Genomic DNA, 19976 nt, shown 5'->3' with positions numbered 1-19976 from the left:
GCTCGGGACCGGAGGCGGAGCGCGATGCCCGCCTCCGGTCCCGTCCCCGCCCGTCGGCTCGCCCGTCGGTCGCCGCCCGCCCGTCCGTCGGCCCGCCCAGGAGGTGCCCGTTGCTCGAATCCGACATCGCCACGCTCCGCGAACAGCTCCGCACCGGCGCGACGACTGCCCTCGCCCTGGCGCAGCACGCCCTCCGCCGCACCGCGCGGTTGGACCGCGACGGGCCCCGACTCGGTGCGATCGCCGTGCTCGACCCCCGTCTCCTCGAGCGGGCAGCCGCGAGCGACGCAGCGAGGGTCGCCGCGAGCGACGCTGCCAGGGTCGCGAGCGACGCAGCCAGGGCTGCCGCGGGCGAATCCGCCGGCGCCGACGCGGCGGGCACGTGCGGGCCGCTCCACGGCATCCCCTTCACCGTGAAGGACAGCTTCGCCGTGGCCAGCCTCACCGTCGCCGCGGGCTCCCCCGCCTTCGCACACACCGTCGCCCGCCGGGACGCCGTCGTGGTCGAACGGTTGCTGGCAGCCGGGGCCGTCCTCGTGGGCAAGACGAACATGCCCCCGATGGCGATCGGCGGCGGCCAGCCCGGCCTCTACGGTCGGACGCGCAGCCCGTACTCGCCGGAATGGCTCGCCGCCGCGTGGCACTCCGGCTCCTCGATCGGGAGCGCCGTCGCCGTCGCCGCCGATCTCTGCTCGTTCGGCATCGGCGAGGAGACCGTCTCGTCCGGGCGCTCCCCGGCGTCGAACAACGCGCTCGTGGCCTACACGCCGTCGTGGGGCGTGGTCCCGAGCGTCGGCAACTGGCCGCTGCACCCCTACCGCGACGTGGTGGTCCCGCACACCCGGAGCACGGCGGACCTCCGCGAGGTGCTCGCCGTGGTCGCCGGACCGGACGCGCGCGACGTCTGGCAGCGGCAGACCGCAGTGGACGTCTCCGCCGCCGAGACCGTCGCCGCACGGTTCCGGGAGCACCCCCGGCACGGCGCCGACCACGACGCGGTGCCCCTCGCCGGCCTCGTCGTAGGTGTCCCCACGCTCTACGTCCCGGGCGGCCCGGGCAACCCGGGCGGCCCGGACGGTCTCGGTGACGGCAGCCCGAGCGGCGCCGACGGCCCGCCGCCGATCCCCCTCCGCCCGTCGATCCGCGCCCGCTGGGAGGCAGTCGAACAGGCCCTGACCGCCGCCGGAGCCCGGATCGTCCGCGTCCGCTTCTCACTCGTCGAGGCCTTCGAGGGCCGCGGCGACACCCCGACCGTCACGGAGACCGGGCACCTCGCCGAGGACTGGACGGCGTTCGAACTCCGCGAACTCGTCACGGCGTCGTGGCAGCGCTTCCTCGACGAACACGCGACGGAGCCGGTCTCGCTCGCGCAGCTCGCGCCAGGGTCGATCCGTCCCGACCCCCCGGACGCGCTCGACGCGGTCGAGAACGGTCGGCTGCACCCGGGCCGGGACGTCTTCGACTTCACCGCGATCACCCGGGACGCGCCACTGTCGGACGAGCAGATCGCGGCACGGGTCGGTCCCGCGATCGCCGGGCTCGACCGCGCACGTCGGGAGCTGTTCGAGGACTGGCTCCGCCGCGAGGGCATCGACGTCGTCGCGTTCCCCGCCAACTCCGACATCGCGCCGTACGACGCCGACGTCGACCCGGAGGCCGCTCGCGCCGCCTGGGCCGACGGGACCGTCTTCTCCACCACCAACCACGTCCTCCGGCGCGTCGGCATCCCGAGCGTCACGATCCCTGCGGGCACGATGGCCGACACCGGCATGCCGGTCGGCGCGACCGTCTGTGGTCCCGCCTGGTCCGACGCGCACCTGGTCGACGTGGCATCCGCCCTGGAGGCACGGCTCGCTCCGCGCACGCCGGCTCCCCTGCCCGGGGTGGCCGTCCTGGGCGCGGTGCGCTCCCCCGCCGTGACACCAGTGCGCGGTCGCGACGGCAGGACGCCCGAACCGGTCGTCGCGGAGCTGTCCGGCACCGCCACGATCGACCAGGACGGCGGGGTGACCGTCGAGGTGCACGCGAGCGTCGACGGTGCCCCGGAGCCCGCCTGGGCGTGGGTCGAGGTGGGGCCACAGTCGGTCGCGGTCCCGCCGGTCGGCACCACCGCCGCCCGCTTCCGCATCGGTCCCGATGCACGCCGGGTCCACCGGACGACCCGCGTCCTCGCCCTGCTCACCGTCGTCGGCCCGGACGAACTCACCGTCGCCGCCGACGCAGTCGACCTCCCCTTCCGCCGTCCCACCCCACCGATCAGGAGCACCCCGTGACCACCACCAGCCCCGACACGACGACGACCGCGACCCCGCTGCACTGGCGGACGGCGACGGACCTGCGCGACGCGATCGCCGACGGGTCGCTCTCCGCCGTCGAGGTGATGACCGCGTTCTACGACCGCATCGACGCCACGAACGCCGCCGTCAACGTGATCGTGTACCGCCTCCCCCGTGATGAGGCACTCGCCCTCGCCGCCGAGGCCGACGCCCGTCGCTCGTCCGGCGCACCGCTCGGACCGCTGCACGGCCTGCCGATCGCGATCAAGGACCTCGTGGACGTCGCCGGGATGCCGACCTCGCGGGGTTCCCGGGCCTTCGCCGACCGGGGGCCGATGCCCACGGACGCACCGCACGTCGCGATGCTGCGAGCCGCAGGTGCGCTGCTCATCGGCAAGACCAACTCCCCGGAGTTCGGCGTCGGGACGGTGACCTGGAACGACGTGTTCGGGATCACCCGGAACCCGTTCGACCTCTCCCGGCACGCTGGTGGGTCGACCGGCGGGGTCGCCGCCGTCGCCGCGGGCATGCTCCCCTTCGCCGACGGGTCGGACTCGGGCGGGAGCCTGCGGTACCCGGCCTCGTTCTGCAACGCCGTGGGGCTCCGCACCACCCCCGGCCTCGTGCCCGCGGTGCAGGGCGGCACGTCGTGGGAACCGCACTCGGTGAACGGACCGGTGGCGCGCAACTGCCGCGACGCCGCGCTCCTGCTCACCGGGATGTCCGGCGCCGACCAGCTCGCACCGCTGTCGGCCGGCCGTGCTGCCGCGGTGGAACTCGGGGACGCCCCGACCACCCCAATCCGTCTGGCGTGGAGCACCGACCTCGGTGGCCTGCCGGTCTCGCCCGAGGTCCGCGCCGCCCACGCCGCCACCCGCGCCACGCTCGAAGCGGCCGGGGTCGAGGTCGTCGACGTCGAGATCGACGCCGAGGGCCTCGACGAGACCTGGCAGACCATCGAGCTCTTCGGTTGGTTCTCGCTGCTCGGCACGGACCCGATCGAGCACCCGGACGCGTACCGCGGCGACTTCGTACGGAACGTGACCGAGGCGTCCGGATACTCGTCCGGGCAGATCGTCGCGGCGATGGACCGCCGGTACCGCGCGTACACAAAGATGGCTGCGCTCCTCGAGGACTTCGATGCGTTCGTCGTGCCCGGCGCCCCGGTCGTCGCACCCGACGCGGAGGACGCGTGGGTGACCGAGGTCGACGGCGTCTCGTTCGACCGGTACTTCCTCTGGCAGCGCATGGCCTGTCGGCTCGTGCCGTCGGCGCACCCGGTGCTCGCGATGGCGGCGGGCTTCGGGGACGAGTCCGGCCTGCCCGTCGGCATCCAGGTGGTCGGCCGGTACGGCGCCGACGACGAACTGCTCGCCCTCGGGGACCGGCTCGAGCGGGTCCTCGGCGTGTCCGACGTGCACCCCGAGCTCGGCTGATGGCTCCCGCTACAGTGATCGGCGACGAAGGGGTGGGACGACGTGGGTGACAAGCGCGACCAGCGGCTGCTGCGCATCGTCGAGATGCTGGAGGAGGGCGGCAAGGTCGAGACCGCGACGCTCAGCCAGGAGCTCGGCGTCACGGAACTCACGATCCGGCGCGACATCGACCACCTCGACACGCAGGGCATCGCACGCCGGGTGTACGGCGGGGCCGTCCTCGCTGCCGGCCGGAGCTTCGAGCCGCCGTTCAGCCTCCGCGTCCGCACCAACGTCGCCGAGAAGCAGGCGATGGCCCGAGCCGTCGTCGACCTCATTCCGCGCAAGGCGAACGTCGCGATCGACTTCGGCACCAAGGCGTACCACGTCGCCGTCGAGATGCGCGGCCGACACCTGCAGGCGCTCGTCGCCCCGACGAGCGTCCAGGTGATGGAGGTCCTGGGGCAGGAGGACGACATCCACCTCCTCGTCCCCGGCGGCGAGCTCAAGCCCGGCGAGCTCAGCCTGCACGGGTCGGTCACCGAGCAGTTCTTCCGGACGCACCGGTGGGACGTGGCCGTCGTGAGCGTCGCCGGCATCAGCGCCGACCACGACTCGGTCACGGACTTCGACGAGACCGACGCACGGCTCAAGGCGACCATGATGGCGAGCGCCGACCACGTGATCGTCCTCTGCGAGGCCCGGCACCTCGGGCAGGTGTCGTTCGCCCCCGTGGCGACCCTCGCCGGCGTGACGACGGTCGTCACCGACGCCGTCGGCCCGAACGAGACCGCCGACGCCCTCGAGTCCCGCGGGGTCCGGGTCATCCGCGCGCTGGAACCGAACCGTGCCGAGTGACGTCGTCGAGCTCACCCGCCGACTCGTGCGGATCCCGTCGGTCTCCGGGAGTCCCGGCGAGGCCGAGGTCCTCGGTGTCCTCACGGGGCTGTTCGACGACCGCTACGCAATCCGGACCTTGACGGACGCCGACGGCGCGCTGCGGGCGGTCGCGGTCGTCCCCGCGGTCCCCACCGGACCGCTCCTCGTGTTCACCGGGCACGTCGACGTCGTCCCCACCGGCGACCCCGACCTCTGGGCGTCCCCGCCGTTCTCCGGTGACCTCGTCGACGGGCGCGTCCTCGGCCGGGGCACCACCGACATGAAGGGCGGCGTCGCGGCGATCGTCGCCGCCCTCGACGCGGCACCCTCCGGCAGCGCGGTCGGCGCGCTCTTCACGGTCGAGGAGGAGACGGGGAGTCGCGGCGCGGCGGAGGCGGCGACCCTGCTCGACGGACTCGACACGGGCCTCCTGGTCGTCGCCGAGCCCACCGACGGACGCGTGGTGCGCGGCCACCGTGGGGTGACGTGGCTCCGCGTCGCCACTGACGGCGTCGCGGCCCACGGCAGCACACCGCACCTCGGCCGCAACGCCGTCACCGGCCTGACCCGGGTCCTCGACCGCGCGGCCGCGGAGGGCACGGGGTGGGACACGCTCAACGTCGGGACGATCGCCGGGGGGACCGCCGTCAACGTCGTCCCGGACCGCGCATGGGCGCAGGTCGACCTCCGGACGACGGACCCCCGCTCCGACCCGTCGGTCTGGTGGCGCGAGCAACCGGACCTCGCTTCGGTCGAGACCGAACTCTCCCTGCCCGCGGTGCTCCTCGACCCGGAGGACCCGGAGGTCGTGCGCCTCGGGATCCAGCCGGACGACCGGGTCGTCGGCTACTTCACGGACGCGGCCGTGCTCACCGGCGCGCTCGGGTGCGACCGCGTGGTGCTGCTCGGTCCGGGTCAGACTGACCTGGCGCACAGGCGGGACGAGTCCGTGGCCGTCGAGGCACTGCGCCGGGCCGTCGAGGACTACGGGGAGCTCGTCGTCCGGTGGCACGCGCGGGACACCGCCGATCAGTGACGGCCCGACGGCGCTCAGCGCAGCCAGCGGTACGCGTACTCCGGTCGGCCGGGCCCGCTGTACCGCACGTCCTTGCCGGCCTGCCCGGCACCGATGAGGTGCTCAAGGTACCGGCGCGCGGTCACCCGCGAGATGCCGAGCGCATCGGCGACCTCGGATGCCGACGCTGCCCCGTCGGCCTGCACCAGGTGCGCCCGGACCGCGTCCAGGGTCTCCCGGGCGATGCCCTTCTCGTGGTCCGGCGGCGCGGTCGGTCGCAGTGAGCCGAGGCTCTGGTCGATGTCCGCCTGGGTGAGGGACCGGCGGTCCTCGAAGCCGCGCCGGAACTCGCGGTACGTGGTGAGCCGCTCGGCGAAGGTGCGGTAGCTGAAGGGCTTGACGAGGTACTGCACGATGCCGAGGGCGATCGCGTTCTTCACCCCGCGGGCGTCGTGGGCGGCGGTCACGGCGATGACGTCGACGGCGGACCCGGCGGCGCGCAGCGCACGGACGAGCTGGAGGCCGTGGGCGTCGGGCAGGTTGAGGTCGAGCAGGACGAGGTCCGGCTGCTCGGCGGCGACGGCGGCCAGCATCGCGCGCCCGGTCGCCGCCGACCCGACGACCGTGAAGCCGTCGAGACGCGCCAGGTACGCGGCGTGCGCCTCGGCGGTCAGGGGTTCGTCCTCGACGATGAGGACCCGGACGGTGTCACTCACGCGGGCACCCGCCCCGGTGTGAGGTCGACCACGAAGGTGCTGCCGTCGGGTCCCGTGCTGACGGAGACGTCTCCGCCGATGCGCGCCACGGCGGAGCGGACGAGGTCGAGGCCGAAGCCGCGACCCTCCGGACCCGCGGACTTGGTGGACCATCCGCGTCCGTAGGCCGCGTCGAGGTCGGGGATGCCGGGGCCGTCGTCCTCGACGACGAACCGGGTGTGGCCGCCGATGGTGGTCACCGTGACGGTCACGGTGCCGCGGCGCTCGGCGGTCGCGTCGACGGCGTTGTCGACGAGGTTGCCGAGGACGGTGATGACGTCGCCGGGTGCGGCCGCCACCGGCTCCGTCACACCGCTCGTGTCGGCGGTCAGCGAGACTCCGCGCTCGTGCGCCTGGGCACGCTTGCCGTCGAGTACCGCAGCGAGGACGTCGGCAGGGGTGACCACATCGGCGGCAGCACCGCCGGGCGCGTCCGGATCCGGGCCGGCGACGCGGGCGTCCGCGTGCCGGTCGAGCTCGTCGGACGCGAAGCGGATCGCCTCGTCCACGCGCCCGAGCTCCATCAGCGCGACCACGGCGTGCAGCCGGTTCGCGAACTCGTGCGTCTGCGAGCGCAGCGCGTCGGTGAGGGTCCGGGTCGCCGCGAGCTCGCCCGACAGGTGCAGGAGTTCGGTCTGGTCCCGGATCGTGGCGACGGTCCCGAGCGGGCGGGACGACGCACGGGAGAACGCCATCTCCTGGTTGACGACGAGCACCCGGTCGGCCGTCCGGTAGGTCTCGTCGACGGCACGGTCGCCCGAGGCGAGCAGGGTCCGCAGTCCCTCCGGGACGTCGAGCGACGCCAGCGGGACCGGTCGCTGTCCGTCGACCGGAGCAGGCAGGTGGAGCAGTTCGGCGGCACGGTCGTTGTGGAGGACGACGTCACCCGAGCGGTCGATGACGACCAGTCCTTCGTGGACCGAGTGCAGGACGCCCTCGTACGAGGCGAACACGCGCGCGAGCTCCTCCGGTCCCCGTCCCCCGGTCACACGGCCGAGGTACCTGCTGAGCAACCACGAGAACAGCGCCGACACGGCGACCACGGCGAGCGCCAGCAGCACGACGGATCCCAGGCGGGGCACCAGGGCCGACGAGATGTTGGCGACCGTCACCCCCGCGGCCACGAGCCCGATGACCCGGCCGTCCCTGTCGGTGATCGGCGTGACGGCACGCACCGAGGGTCCGAGCGTGCCGGTGAACGTCTCGGTGAAGGTCTTCCCCGAGAGCGCCGGGGCGATCGTCCCGCGGAACGGCTGCCCGATCTCGGCACGGTCCGGGTGGGTCCAACGGGTCCGGTCGGGCGCCATGATCGTGATGAAGTCGGTGTGGGTGCGGCGCATCAGGTCGAGCGCGTACGGCTCGAGTCGCTCCGACGGGTCCGTCGTCGCTGCCTGGTCGACGACGAACGGGTTGCGGGCGATCGAGACCGCGACGGCCTCGGACTTCTCCGCCGCGTCCGCCTCGAGGTCGGCCCGTGCCGACGCCCAGCTCCAGGCGCCGCCGACCACGACCCCGACGACCACGAAGACGAGCTGCAGCGCGAACAGCCGCGTGGCGATGCTCCACCGTCTCGGTGCCACTGTCCTGCCCTCCTCGCCTCGTCGCGGGAACACCCATCCTCGCGCACGCGCGGGGTCCGCGCAGCACTCGCGTGAACGCAATGAACACAAGTCGACGCGCGCACCCCGAACCGGCGAGGGTGTCCCCACTCCCGAGAGGACGAGCCGACCGGCGCGACGACGCGCCGGTCCCGACGACAAGGAAGTCTCATGGCATCGACGTACCCGTCCAGCACACGCCCCGTGCGGCGTCGCGGCCTGGACCGCTCGCACTGGCTCTACATCGCCGTCATCGTGGCGGTGGTCGCCGGCATCGTGGTCGGCCTCGCCGCCCCCACCTTCGCGGTCGGCCTCAAGCCGATCGGCGACGGCTTCATCGCGCTGATCAAGATGATGATCGCGCCGGTCATCTTCTGCACGATCGTCCTCGGCGTCGGGTCCATCGCGAAGGCCGCGACGGTCGGGAAGGTCGGCGGTCTGGCCCTCGGCTACTTCGTCGCGATGTCGACGTTCGCGCTCGCGATCGGTCTCGTTGTCGGGAACCTCATCCACCCGGGCGACCACCTCGACATGACCACCGCGAAGTACGAGCCGCCCGCAGGCTCGAGCGAGGACGCGTCGTCGACGTCGGGCTTCCTGCTCGGCATCATCCCCGCGACCCTGGTGTCCTCGCTCACGAGCGGCAGCATCCTGCAGACCCTCTTCGTCGCGCTGCTCGTCGGTTTCGCCCTGCAGGCGATGGGCGAGAAGGGCGCGCCGATCCTCACCGGCATCCGGCACCTGCAGGCGCTCGTGTTCCGCATCCTCGCGATGGTCATGTGGGTCGCCCCGGTCGGTGCCTTCGGCGCGATCGCCGCGGTCGTCGGTGCCACCGGCGTCGCCGCCCTCGTGGCCCTCGGCACGCTCATGGTCGCCTTCTACATCACCTGCATCGTGTTCGTCGTCGGGGTGCTCGGCGTGCTGCTCCGCGTCGTCACCGGGGTCAACATCTTCCGGCTCATGAAGTACCTCGGCCGCGAGTACCTGCTCATCGTCTCGACGTCGTCGAGCGAGGTCAGCCTGCCGCGCCTCATCGCGAAGATGGAGCACCTCGGCGTCTCGAAGCCGGTCGTCGGTGTCACCGTCCCGACCGGGTACTCGTTCAACCTCGACGGCACCGCGATCTACCTGACCATGTCGTCGCTGTTCATCGCGAACGCGCTCGGCACCCCGCTGAACATCCCGGAGCAGATCTCGCTCCTGGTCTTCATGATCATCGCGTCGAAAGGCGCCGCGGGCGTCACGGGCGCCGGTCTCGCGACCCTCGCGGGCGGTCTCCAGGCCCACCGGCCGGACCTCGTCAACGGCGTCGGGCTCATCGTCGGCATCGACCGGTTCATGTCCGAGGCCCGCGCGCTCACGAACTTCACCGGCAACGCCGTCGCCACCGTGCTGGTGGGCACGTGGACCCGGCAGATCGACAAGCAGCAGGTCGAGCGGGTGCTGTCCGGAGCGGCGCCCTTCGACGAGCGGACGATGTCCGCGGACGACCACGGCGCAACCCCGGTGGCGTCGGCACCGACCGAGCGCATCTCGACCGAGGCGGTCCGGACCATCGTCGAGCCGGAGCACGAGCACCGGGAGGCAGCCGCCGAGCGGCGCTGACGCCGACGACCGGACGGGAGGCCGACCAGCCAGGAGGCTCGGATCACCGCATGCAGACCCGCTGCGGTGATCCGGGCCTCCCGTCCGGTGCGTCCGCACCCGCGTCGGTCAGTCGGCCGACGTCGTGTAGTACCCGGCGTCCAGGTCCTCGAGGAGGGTCGGACCGGCCGGCTCCCAGCCGAGGAGCGCGCGGGTCCGCACGCTCGACGCCGGCTGGTCGCCACCGAGGAGCGCACCGAACACGCCGAGCGTCGTCGGGTCGACCGGCTGCGCGGGCAGGCCGGTCTGGCGGCTGATGCGCTCGGCGACGGCGCGCATCGGCACCCCCTCCTCGGCGACGGCGTGCAGGACCGACCGCGGCGGCGCTCCCTCGAGGGCGAGCCGGAGGAGCCGCGCCGCGTCCTCGACGTGGACCGCGGGCCACCGGTTCGCGCCGTCGCCGACGTAGGCGGCGACCCCGAGCTGACGGTCGAGCTGCACGAGCGAGGCGACGAGACCGTTGTGGTCCCCCGCGCCGTGCACCGTCCGTGGCATCCGGACGAGTCCTGACCGGATGCCGCTGTCGGCGAGCGCGAGGACCGCGGCGGCGGTCAGCGACCGTGCACCGGCGGGGCCCTCGGGGTCGAGCGCATCGTCCTCGGTCGCGATCCCGGTCGGGTTCGTCGGCGTGCCGGACGCGGCGAAGAAGGCCTTCCCGCTGCCCGCGAGTTCGTCGCCGAGCGCGGCGACCAAGGCGACCTCGTTCGCGATCGTCTCGTCGAACGCGTCGAAGTCGAGCGTGAACGCCAGGTGCGCCGTCGCGTCCGCATGCTGGGCCTGCTCGACGATCAGGCCGTGGTCGGACACGTCGCCCCGGACCGGACGGCCACCCGCCGTTCGGATGCGCTCAGCAGAGGCATCGGAGCGGGCGAGACCGACGACCTCGTGGCCGTGCGCGACGAGGTCGCGGGTGAGGGCGCTCCCGATCCAGCCGGACGCTCCCGTGATGAAGACCTGCATGTACTGACTCCTGTCCGGCTCCGTCCTGTTCGGCGCCGTCGTGGTGATGAGACTTGGTATCGTCACCGTACACCTGATGAGACCAAGTCGCATCGGCTAGCATGAGCCGGTGGCACGATGGCAACCCGATCCCCGCGGACGACTCCTGCGCGCGGCGCTCGAGCTCTTCGCGGAGCAGGGCTACGACGAGACGACCGCGGCGCAGATCGCCGAGCGCGCCGGACTCACGAAGGCGACCCTCTTCCGGCAGTTCCCGGACAAGCGGGAGATCCTCTTCCAGGGGCAGGCGGCCACGGTCGAGACCGTCTCGCGCGTTGTGCGGGAAGCGCCCGCCGACCGCAGCGACCTGGACGTGGTCGACGACGTGCTCGACGCACTCGCGGCAGCCCACGTGCCCGAGCAGCAGGCGATCGGTGCGGCGATCACGGCACTGATCGTCGAGCATGAGGCACTCCGGGAGCGGTACGTCTACAAGCGGTACGTCGTCACCGAGGCACTCGTGTCGGCGCTCCGGGAGCGCGGCGTCCCGGCACACCGAGCGACGGTGCTCGCCGAGACGGCAGTGCGCGGGTACTGGGACGGGTTCGAACGGTGGACCGTCGCGGGTGCGGGTGCTGCGCTCGGCCCGTTCGTGCACGACGAGGTGCGGGCGTTGCGGGCGGCGGCGCGCTCACTGGACGCCGACGAGGTGCCCGCGGACGTCGGGGCGGCGCGCGCGTGATGTCGCCGAAGCGGCACGCGCTGCTGTGGAGCCTGGCCGCTCTCGGGGTGCCCGTGGTCGGCGCCGCGCTGCTCTGGGTGTGGGGTGTCTCCGAGGAGGCGACCCGCGGCACAGCGGGTGGCGCCACCCAGGGACCGTCGCTGACGCTGATGCTCGCACCGTCGGTCGTCGCGGTGGTGGCGGGAGCGGTCATCCTCGGCAGCGTGACACGACCGGTCCGGCCGAGGCGGCTCGGGGCGGGTCTGGCGCTCGTCGCGCTCCTCCTCAGTGTCGGCCTCGGTGTCGCGGCGGCGCTCGTCGTGACGGGCGGGCAGCTGTACGTGCCCGGTCCGCTGCCGCCGAGTCCCTGACGTGGCAGTGCAGCGCACACTCTGGTTGGGCGACCGCGACGTCGGCGTCCTCACCGGCGCGGTCAACCTGGTAGTGCAGAGCATCGAGCCGCCCGTCGGCGAGAGTGAGCTGGACGTCCTCTCTGGCCTCACTGCCTCCCCGCCTGCTGAGCTTTGAGCGACTGCTATCGCGGTGCGCGAGCTTCGCCGGCTGTACTCCGAACGATGCGCTGTGCCGATAGCCAGGCGGCAAGCGAACGCCGGCGAGGCTGCCGGCGACGACCGCGAGCGAGTAGCTGACCGCCTCACCGGCCGATCGCCCATCGAGACGGCTTCGGCTCGCGCGACCTGTCGGTGGCGCGAGAAAAGCTCGGGCTAGCGAGGCGTTTCGGCCACTCCCGAGGCGTAGTGTCGCAGGGACGCTCACCACTTTCCCCCACATGATTCGGGCACCGGCAAGGCGCCCGTGCACTCGGAGTACGGAGTCGCGGCGCCGATGGGCTGCCTGCTGACCTGGTCGACATGACGCACGGAGCAGTTGCCTGCGCTGCCCGCGCGAGGTGTTCGGCTTATTCGCGGATGCCAGTGGTGGCGCGGATCGCGGATCCCAGTGCTGACGGGCGTTCCACGGGTTTAAGGCTTTTGTTCCACGGACCCGAGCGACCAGAGCCATGGCCAGGTGTGGGCTTTAGGCAGGCGGTCGCTGAGCTAGCCAGTGCGGTCGTCACCGCCGGCTCCGAGTCGTGCTCCACGTACTTGGCTTCACCACGCGCACACCAGCAGAACAAGTCGTACTGGTGGTCGTCGATGCTGGCCGACATCCCTGAGGGTCCGCTCGTTCGTTACCGAAACACGCCGGTCAACCGGTTGATGGCCTTTAGGTCCGGACGAGCAAGCCGCCCGCCGCGGAGCCACTTTTCGTTGTGGGAACTTGCTGACTTTGGCGGGGGCCCGCTCGGCCAGGTTTCGCTACGGGTAACTTTGCCCAATGGCTGCCGCAATGGACCCGACCGTCGGAACGTAGTGTCGCCGGTTCTTCATTCGTACAGTGCGGAGGCTCGGTAGCGTCATAAGCGGGGAGAGGTCGCCATCCGCGATCTCGGTGCTCTCCCACATGAGAACCTCTTGCAGCGCTGAGTTGCCGGCGATCGGTGAGATACTTGCGATCGAGCCACAGTCGGCAATCGCGAGGCTTATCAGAGCGTTGAGCCTACTCGTGAACCCGATATCGCCGAGCTTCTTACAAGACTCGATCCACAGTCGAGTCAGCCCGTCATTGATCCCCTCGAGTGGGCCAAAGTCTTGAAGCTTCCGGGCGCCAACGATCTGGAGCTCTTCGAGCTCGTCGAGTGCTTCGACGCCGCGGAGCGATACCAGTGCTGGGCGATCTTTCAACCGAAGTCGTCGAAGACCCCGCGCGTCAGCTAGAGGCTGGAGGTCCACTTCCCCGTATCCGCCGGCGTAGAGATCTCGAAGTCCGGGAAGTGCATCGATAGAACTCGCAATCTGGCTCCAGTTCTCGATACTGAGTCTTTGGACGTGAGGCAAGAGTTCGAGATCGACATTGACTCGCGGCGCAATCGCTAGGGTCGCGCTCCTGAGAACATCTCCGGTCGCGTAAAGGGCTCCGAGGTCCTCAACAGTGCGATCGATCAGCGTGAGATCTGTAACAGTTAGGCCTTGGAGGAAGTCGATGCCACCCTCGAAGCCGCGAGCGTAGTTCAATTCAAGTGCGTCGAATTGGCCTCCTTCCCACGCAGCATGAGCCTCAGCGCTCCAGGCACCTCGGAGAACCAAGCGCTTGTATCCCGACGGCCCCTTTTCGATATCGAAACTCATCGAGTGTACCCAGGCCCCATCAAGGCAATCCGTCTTTGACCGATGGGATTCACTTTGTTCAACAAGTTTCCGACTCCACCGAGTTCATCGATCTTCCTTTGCTCCGCAACCTCGCGTGCAGTTTTCCCGCCGGTGACTTCGAAACGCTCCGCCGACGATACTTCATCAAGACTGAACTTACCCGAGACGACGTGCTCTGCCAGGCGACGATCGATGTTGCCAGACTGGCCCACGTAGGTCCCGCGCGCAGTTCGAATCACGTAGATGCCCTCGGTGGGCGCTGCCGGCACGTCTACTCCTGGCACTACGTCCGCTTCATCGGGAGCCTCACTGCTAGTGCCGCCGTCTCCGTACGCTCCACTGCTCGCGCCTTCGTCGCCGTACGCACCTCCGTAAGCCCCCGCTACTCCCTCAAGCGCCCCCACGTGCCCGTGTTCCCATTCCGCGGCCGCCTTGATCCAAGGCCACGCTTGACTGGTCGCCATCGCGTGTTCCCAAAGCACCTCGTCAACGAGGGCTTGCAAGTGCTGGCGTCGTGCCTGAGCAGGGTCGACTTGCGGAGCCGCCATCCGCGTGTAAGCCTCCGTCGGACACCACAATGTTCCGCCGTCGTACGAGCATCCGCCTCCGGAGTGGACAGGTGTCGGCCGTGGGCGGGCCCGGTAGCCGGGCGGCGGCGTGTACTTGCTCCCATACGCGCCAACCGCGGCGTTACTCCCGTGGGTGACAGGCTTTTGAATACCCCCAGCGCAGTTGGTGTGGAAGTCGAGGGAATCGCTGTATGCCAGATAGCAGGCCCCGGACGGATCAGCATTCGTGATGGGACTGTTTGCGCTGTAGCTGTACCCGTTGTCCTGCTGGGGATTGCTTGGCGCGAAGACAGGGTCGACGGAAAGGAACCGTCCGAGGGTCGCGTCGTAGGCACGCGCACCGAGTTGGGCGAGCCCAGTGAGCGCAGATTCGCTCTTGTTAAGGAAGCCGTGCGTCGAGGACCAGTTCGTTGTAGCGCCTCGTTCGTTACCGAACGGGTCAACCCATCGACGGGTGATGGTCTGGTCGCTAGCACCGATCTCGAGGTCGGCGGTGCCATCGATGTCGGTGTCGAGGGAGAAGACCTTGTTGCTCCCACCGTCAGTGGTGCGTTCGTCGACCGCGGTGCCGTCGAGGGTGTACGTCCGCGTTGCGGTGGTCGTGCCGTCAGGGTGGTTGTGCAGCTCGGTTCCGCCAAGGAAGAGAGTAGTTCCGGCGTCCGGGTCAGTCTGGACGAGGAGGGTGCCGTCGGCGTCGTAGATGTCGGACTGGGTTTTGCCGTCCTTCGTGACGGTGGCGATGCGCCCGTCCGCGTCGTACGTCAGCGTCTGGCCCGGCATGGCGGTCGTATCACCAGCCTGGTCGTAGCCGTAGAAGTCGTCGCTGCTGGTGTCGCCGGTGCTGACTGTTTGGACGCCGTGGGGCTCAGCCGCACCGGCTGCTGGGTAGGAGTAGGTGCTGGTCGTGTCGGACGCGTCGCCGACGCCGTGCTGGGTTGTGGAGGTGCGGTTCCCGGTGAGCGTGTCGTAGGTGTAGCTGTTCCAGTACGCCGCGGGGCCGCCCAGGGCGGTCTTCGACGGCGGGCTGGCGCAGCCATTCGTGCTGGGAGTCCAAGCCTCGGTGAGCTCCTGCAGCTGGTCGTACGTGTAGCACTGCGTTTCCGTGCCGGCGTCACCGGTGACAGCCGCTGAGGTGACGGTGCCCGCATCGTTCCGGGTGTACGTGCGGTCGGCTTGGACTGCCGTAGCGGAGCCGGTGCCGGAAATGTCCTTGATCTCGGTGACGGCGCCGGTTGCTGCGTCGTAGCCGTAGGCGGAGGAGTTGGTGAGGTTGCCGCCGCGGTTGATCTGCGCGAGTTGTCCAATGCTGGTGTAGATCGCGGAGGCATACGCGGAGTTACCGGTGACGCTGGACATGTTGCCGACGCCGTCGTACGCGTAGCCGATGCGTTCCGCGGCGAGACCGCCGACTGCGGGATAGGTCTCGTTGTTAAGGGACTCGTCTTGGTTGTACGTGTAGCTGACGTTGTAGCTGAAGGCCCCGAACCCGGGGGTTGATGCGGGGAAGGTAGTTGTGATGCCGGTGGGTTGATTGCCGGCGTCGTATCCGGCGATTGTCCGCGTGTAGGCGTCGCCCGGGGTTCCTGCGATGGAGTTGGTGTAGCTGCTGGAGGAGCTGAGTTGCCCCTTCTTGACGGTGTCCCACGTCCAGCTGTCGAGGAGCGGTCCGGTGGTGGCTGCGTCGGCGTACTCGGCGGTCTTGCGGTCCAGGGCGTCGTAGACGGTGGCGATGGTCTGACCGCGTGCGTCAGTTGTGGTCAGTTCACGGCCGGCGAGGTCGAAGGTGGACGTGGTGGTGCCGGTGTCCGGGTCGACGGACTTGATCTTGTTCCCAAGCAGGTCGTACGTCCAGGACCAGGTGTTTCCGGCAGGGTCGACGGTTGAGGTCATGTTGCCTCGGTTGTCGTAGCCGTAGGTTGTGGCTTGCTGCTTCGCGGTGCTGCTCGGCGTGGACGCGAGGTACTGGACGAGCTTGGTCTTCTGGCCGAGGCTGTTCGTCCAGGTGCTGGTCGGCGTCCCCCCGGACGGCGGCGTCACGTCGGTCTCGTCGGCGCCGTCGTATGCGATAGTGGTGCGGAACCGTTCGCTACCGAACGACTTCGTGACGGTCGCGGTCTGCCGGCCTGCGCCGTCGTAGATGTTCTGCGTGCTCGAGCCGATCTGCTGCTCGTTCTCCGGGACGAACAGCTTCCCGGACGGGCTGACGGAGACGGTCCAGTAGGGGTTGTTCGTCTGGGAGACGTTTCCTGCGGGGTCGTACTGCGTGTCGGTGATGATCGTGCCGCTGGACGGTGAGGACGACTGCGTCTGCACGGGACGTCCGAGGCCGTCGTAGAGCTGGTAGGTCGTCGCAGTCGTGTGCGCCATCACCGTGGTGGTGGCGACGGACAGCGGTGCCGATTGCGATTCCGAGTACGCGTACGCGATCGATGGGGACGTGGTGTTGGACGCCTGCGGTCGTTGCGGAAGCCACACGTTCACCCGGCGGCCGAGTCCGTCGTAAATGGCCGTGGTCACGCTGCCGTCTGTCGCGGTTTCCGAGAGCACCGACCCGCGGGTTGGGTCGACGGTGGTGGTCGAGGTCCACTTGAACGGGGCCGGGTTCGTGGTGACAGACTTCGTCAGCGGCCCGCTCGTTGCGGGTGTGTAGGCGGTGGTCGTGGTCCGGCCGAGGGCGTCGGTGTTCGCCGTGACGCGGCCGAGGGCGTCGTAGGTCGACGAGGCGCTGGTGAAGAAGTGCGGCGTGCTGCCGTCGTACTTGTCGACTTCCTGGGTGGTGGTTTCGTCACCCTTGGTCGGGGTGGCTCCGTATGCGTTGCCGTCGTAGCTGGTGCGGACGTCGCTGATGGCGTCGTCGGGCAAGGACGGTGCCTGTCCGCACGCGACGGCGACGGTTCGCTGTTCCTGCGGAAGGCCTCGAATCCACGCCGTGGTGTTGTCGGGAGCGTATGTGGTGCTCTGGCAGGTGCTGCCGGCGTCGGAGGTGACGGTGCTGACGGTGGCAGGGTTCCCGTCGTCGTCGTGGGTGGTGGTGATCCGTTTGGTGCGGGTGCCGCCGCTGCTGGTCGGTTGCGTTTCGACGCTGCTGCTGTCACCGAGCATGCGGGCCGAGTTCGTTCCGTCGCTCGCGGTGACGTCGGACGCCCACGGGGTGTTTATGACGTCGTCGATTACCGCTCCGCCGACGCCGTTGAGGGTCTTGGTTTCGCGGGTGGTGCCAGCGAACCAGGCGGAGTCGGTGACGCCGTCGTCCCCGGTAACGGTGACGGACTTCGTGCCGCCGCTGGTTCCTGCTCGGTCGCCATCCATCCCCTGGTAGAAGACGTAGTCGGTTGTCTTCTCCGTGCTGGGGCTGCTCGTGTCACCCTCGCGCACTTCGACGGTGTTGTAGCCGGCGTACACGGACCAGGTGCGGTTCTTCTCCGGGGTGAACGGCGACGTGTTGTACCGCCAGGCTGGCTTCCCGGTGTAGATGTACGACGTCACCTGCGGCCGGTCGGCCCCGCCACCGGTCTTCGGGTCGGCGATGACGCTCGTGACGACGTACTTGTGGAACAGGTCGAGCTTCGGGGCAACGGCGGGCGTGACCTGCGGTGTCCACCACTGCGGGAAGCAGCGGCGCGAGTTCGTTGCGGCGCCCGCTTCGATGGCTGACGCCTCCGATGGCTGGCAGTCCTGGGCGGAGTAGTTCACGGAGGTGACCGAACCGGTCGTGTCCAGGATCGAGGAGATCCGCCACTTGTCGAGCGGGGCGAGCCCGTCGACGGCCCACACCCGGTTCTGCATCGTGGTGCCGGAGAACTTCGTCGCCGGCTCCGTGATGGCGGTCTGACCGGCGGATCCGGTGTGCTGCACCTGGGTGAGCCAGAGCGCAGCGTTAGTGCCGTCACCGGGTGCGGGGAACGAGTGAGACAGCGTCCACGTGTCGACCGTCGTGTAGGTCGACGAGGCCGTCCGAGCAGCGGTCGTGACCGTGTCGAGCATCGCGTCGGTCCAGAACGTCGGCACCGGGTTCGCGGTGCAGGACGACGCGCACAGCTGGTCGAAGGGAACATCCGGGTACGCGGCCGGGGTGGCAGGCTTCGTCGCCGCGCCGCTGACGGTCTCCTTCGTGCAGTTCGCGTGGCTACTGTCGTTGCAGCGGCCGTACGCGTCGTAACCGAAGGTCACCCGGTCCGACGCGGCGTTCGCCGTGTAGATGTTTGAGGAGGTCAGTCCGTAGTCGATGTGGTTGAGCTGGCCGCCGCGAACGTAGGACGTGGCACCGGAGCCGTTCTTGCCGTAGCTGTTGGTCTCGGCGTTGTAGTAGAGCGCTTCGGCGTTGTTGTGCACGTCGACGACGTAGTCGAGGTTCCACCGCCATGCCTGCACGCAGGAGGACGCTGCGAACGTCGAGGCGTGGCAGGGTTCGCCGGCGTCGTTGCCGAACACGGGGACGGTCCACGCGGAGTTCGTGGTGGCGTTGCCGGACGCCCAGCCCGGCAGGTGGTTCAGGCCGAAGTAGTACTGCGTGCCATCGGTGGTGGTGACACGCCAGCAGTCGGTGTCGTAGGTGCCGTTCGACTGGCAGCCCTGGGCGGTGCCGGTGAGGTGTTCGACTCGGGAACCGTCGTCGGCGAGGAGCTTCCAGTCTCCGGTCGTTTTGTCCCGCACGAGCGGCGCGCTGTGCCCGCCAAGGGACAGGGTGGCGTTGTCGGTCTTCCAGCAGAGATCTCCGGACGTTGACACCGCGCCAGATGCACCGTCGTCCTGCGAGCAGGACACGTATTGCCGTTCGATGAAGCCGCCGCCGCTGAGCTCCCAACCGTCGCCGATCGCAGACGGCTGGTTGTTCGTCGATCCGGTCTCACCGTCGATGGATTGCGAGTCGTAGTTCAGCGCGAGCGATGGAGCAGGGCCCGCCGCCGCGGGCGGGGCGGCGAGGGGGTACTGCCAGGAGAAGTCCCCGGTCTGCGCCGACACGTCCCAGCTACTCGACGCTTTCAGCGGCGACGCGGCGAAACTGCCCGTCCCGGACGAGGACGTCGCTGTCCCGGTCGCGGCGAGGAGCATCGTGCGGGTGGATACCTTCGGTGCCAGGACGACGGTGTCGGTCGATGTGGTCATCGGCACCGGGGTGGCGGTCTTCTTGCCAGAAGCGGGGATCGCGACGAAGTGCGCCCGGCTAGCGAAGTCGGCGCCCCAGGTACGGACGAGCAGCTGCTTCGGAACACGCACCGCGATCGTCCGCGCTGCTGACCCGGCGTCGGTGCGGCGCACGCTGACGACGAGGCCGCTGAGCCGCTGCTTCTCGAGGTCTTTCTTGCCGAGTACGCCGACGACGGCTTTCGTCGATGCGGACGGGCGAGTGCTGTCGCTCGCGGCGGCGACTGCGATGTCGGTCTTCGCGACCTTCGCCCATCGGCCAAGGGACAGCGCCTGCGCGGCACCGGTCGATCCGTGCACGTGAACTGTACTGCCCGGAGCGGAGGGCAGCGTCACAGCTGTCGGGCTGATCGCCGTCGGGAGGGAGGTGTCGGTCGCCGTAGAGGTCGAAGATGATCCGCGGGTTGGTGTGACGGTGTTCGCCGCGGTGTGACCGGGAACCGGTTTGCCGAGGTCCGCGATGACCGGGAACGTTGTCGCGTTGCTGGGAACCGCCGTCAGCAGCGATGCCGTGAGTGCAGTGATCAGGATGATCGGAAAACCAGTCACCATGCGGGCGCGCAGGTGCAACTTCTTTCGCCCATTCCGATAACGACCGCCGCACGCCGCATTGTGACCAGTTCGCACAGTTACCCCTCAACCTTTGCGCACACCAATCAGTGTTCAGCGCGATCGAATGCTAGCGAGAGCCAAGCCCAAGCCAACCACCCCCCGAACGAGGGTGATCCTGACCCTTTTCGCGGATTTCCGCACCTTGGAGCAGGAATGCTTTGAGCACCCTCACCTTGTAGCGGCATCCAGGCAGAACCG

12 protein-coding genes are annotated in these 19976 nt (G+C 69.8%); 7 read left to right on the top strand and 5 right to left on the bottom strand.

Translation table 11 applies throughout. The features are described from left to right. Positions 1-110: 110 nt before the first annotated feature. The 4 genes from ABC270_RS05180 to ABC270_RS05165 are packed head-to-tail and all read left to right on the top strand — an operon-like array spanning position 111 to position 5606. Entirely contained in the window at positions 111-2273 is a 2163-nt protein-coding gene (locus ABC270_RS05180; protein WP_412879799.1) for an amidase family protein, read from the top strand. Then, positions 2270-3712 carry an amidase gene (locus ABC270_RS05175; RefSeq protein WP_412879798.1) on the top strand — a complete coding sequence of 481 codons (1443 nt, stop codon included), beginning with the start codon at positions 2270-2272 and terminating at the stop codon, positions 3710-3712. Before ABC270_RS05180 ends, ABC270_RS05175 begins: the two co-directional genes overlap by 4 nt. Before the next feature lie 42 nt (positions 3713-3754). Continuing rightward, positions 3755-4549, top strand: coding sequence for a DeoR/GlpR family DNA-binding transcription regulator (locus ABC270_RS05170; protein ID WP_412879797.1), 795 nt, complete (start codon positions 3755-3757; stop codon positions 4547-4549). Further along, the gene (locus ABC270_RS05165; RefSeq protein WP_412879796.1) at positions 4539-5606 is read left to right on the top strand and encodes a M20/M25/M40 family metallo-hydrolase; all 1068 of its coding nucleotides are present in this window, start codon (positions 4539-4541) and stop codon (positions 5604-5606) included. The genes ABC270_RS05170 and ABC270_RS05165 overlap by 11 nt, the downstream gene beginning before the upstream one ends. A gap of 14 nt (positions 5607-5620) precedes the next feature. On the opposite strand, the gene ABC270_RS05160 is transcribed toward ABC270_RS05165, so the two are convergent. Both ABC270_RS05160 and ABC270_RS05155 read right to left on the bottom strand, forming a co-directional pair. After that, positions 5621-6301, bottom strand: a complete 681-nt coding sequence (locus ABC270_RS05160) for a response regulator (RefSeq protein WP_412879795.1) — start codon at positions 6299-6301, stop codon at positions 5621-5623. Further along, positions 6298-7920 carry an ATP-binding protein gene (locus ABC270_RS05155; protein WP_412879794.1) on the bottom strand — a complete coding sequence of 541 codons (1623 nt, stop codon included), beginning with the start codon at positions 7918-7920 and terminating at the stop codon, positions 6298-6300. Before ABC270_RS05155 ends, ABC270_RS05160 begins: the two co-directional genes overlap by 4 nt. Before the next feature lie 189 nt (positions 7921-8109). On the opposite strand from ABC270_RS05155, the gene ABC270_RS05150 reads away from it, so the two are divergent. After that, the gene (locus tag ABC270_RS05150) at positions 8110-9543 is read left to right on the top strand and encodes a cation:dicarboxylate symporter family transporter (protein ID WP_412879793.1); all 1434 of its coding nucleotides are present in this window, start codon (positions 8110-8112) and stop codon (positions 9541-9543) included. Between the two features lie 108 nt (positions 9544-9651). On the opposite strand, the gene ABC270_RS05145 is transcribed toward ABC270_RS05150, so the two are convergent. Further along, complete coding sequence (locus ABC270_RS05145) at positions 9652-10542, bottom strand: NAD-dependent epimerase/dehydratase family protein (protein WP_412879792.1); 891 nt, start codon at positions 10540-10542, stop codon at positions 9652-9654. Between the two features lie 109 nt (positions 10543-10651). Between ABC270_RS05145 and ABC270_RS05140 the strand changes: the two genes are divergently transcribed. Further along, on the top strand, positions 10652-11263 hold the full coding sequence (locus tag ABC270_RS05140; protein WP_412879791.1) for a TetR/AcrR family transcriptional regulator: 612 nt from the start codon (positions 10652-10654) through the stop codon (positions 11261-11263). After that, complete coding sequence (locus tag ABC270_RS05135; RefSeq protein ID WP_412879790.1) at positions 11260-11613, top strand: hypothetical protein; 354 nt, start codon at positions 11260-11262, stop codon at positions 11611-11613. The genes ABC270_RS05140 and ABC270_RS05135 overlap by 4 nt, the downstream gene beginning before the upstream one ends. Before the next feature lie 948 nt (positions 11614-12561). Here the strand turns inward: ABC270_RS05135 and ABC270_RS05130 are convergent. Then, complete coding sequence (locus ABC270_RS05130) at positions 12562-13431, bottom strand: leucine-rich repeat domain-containing protein (protein ID WP_412879789.1); 870 nt, start codon at positions 13429-13431, stop codon at positions 12562-12564. Continuing rightward, a complete protein-coding gene (locus tag ABC270_RS05125; RefSeq protein ID WP_412879788.1) occupies positions 13428-19736 on the bottom strand; it encodes an RHS repeat-associated core domain-containing protein in 6309 nt (2102 codons plus the stop codon). Before ABC270_RS05125 ends, ABC270_RS05130 begins: the two co-directional genes overlap by 4 nt. Positions 19737-19976 lie beyond the last annotated feature (240 nt).

The sequence above is a fragment of the Curtobacterium phoenicis genome (assembly GCF_047238015.1).
GTDB lineage: Bacteria > Actinomycetota > Actinomycetes > Actinomycetales > Microbacteriaceae > Curtobacterium.
Note: the sequence above shows the minus strand (reverse complement) of the source record. Positions and strands in the feature narration are given on the sequence as shown.

Coding starts and splice junctions, on each gene's coding strand:
- ABC270_RS05150 (WP_412879793.1), top strand. CDS start 8,110: ATGGCATCGACGTACCCGTCCAGCACACGCCCCGTGCGGCGTCGCGGC.
- ABC270_RS05145 (WP_412879792.1), bottom strand. CDS start 10,542: ATGCAGGTCTTCATCACGGGAGCGTCCGGCTGGATCGGGAGCGCCCTC.
- ABC270_RS05130 (WP_412879789.1), bottom strand. CDS start 13,431: ATGAGTTTCGATATCGAAAAGGGGCCGTCGGGATACAAGCGCTTGGTT.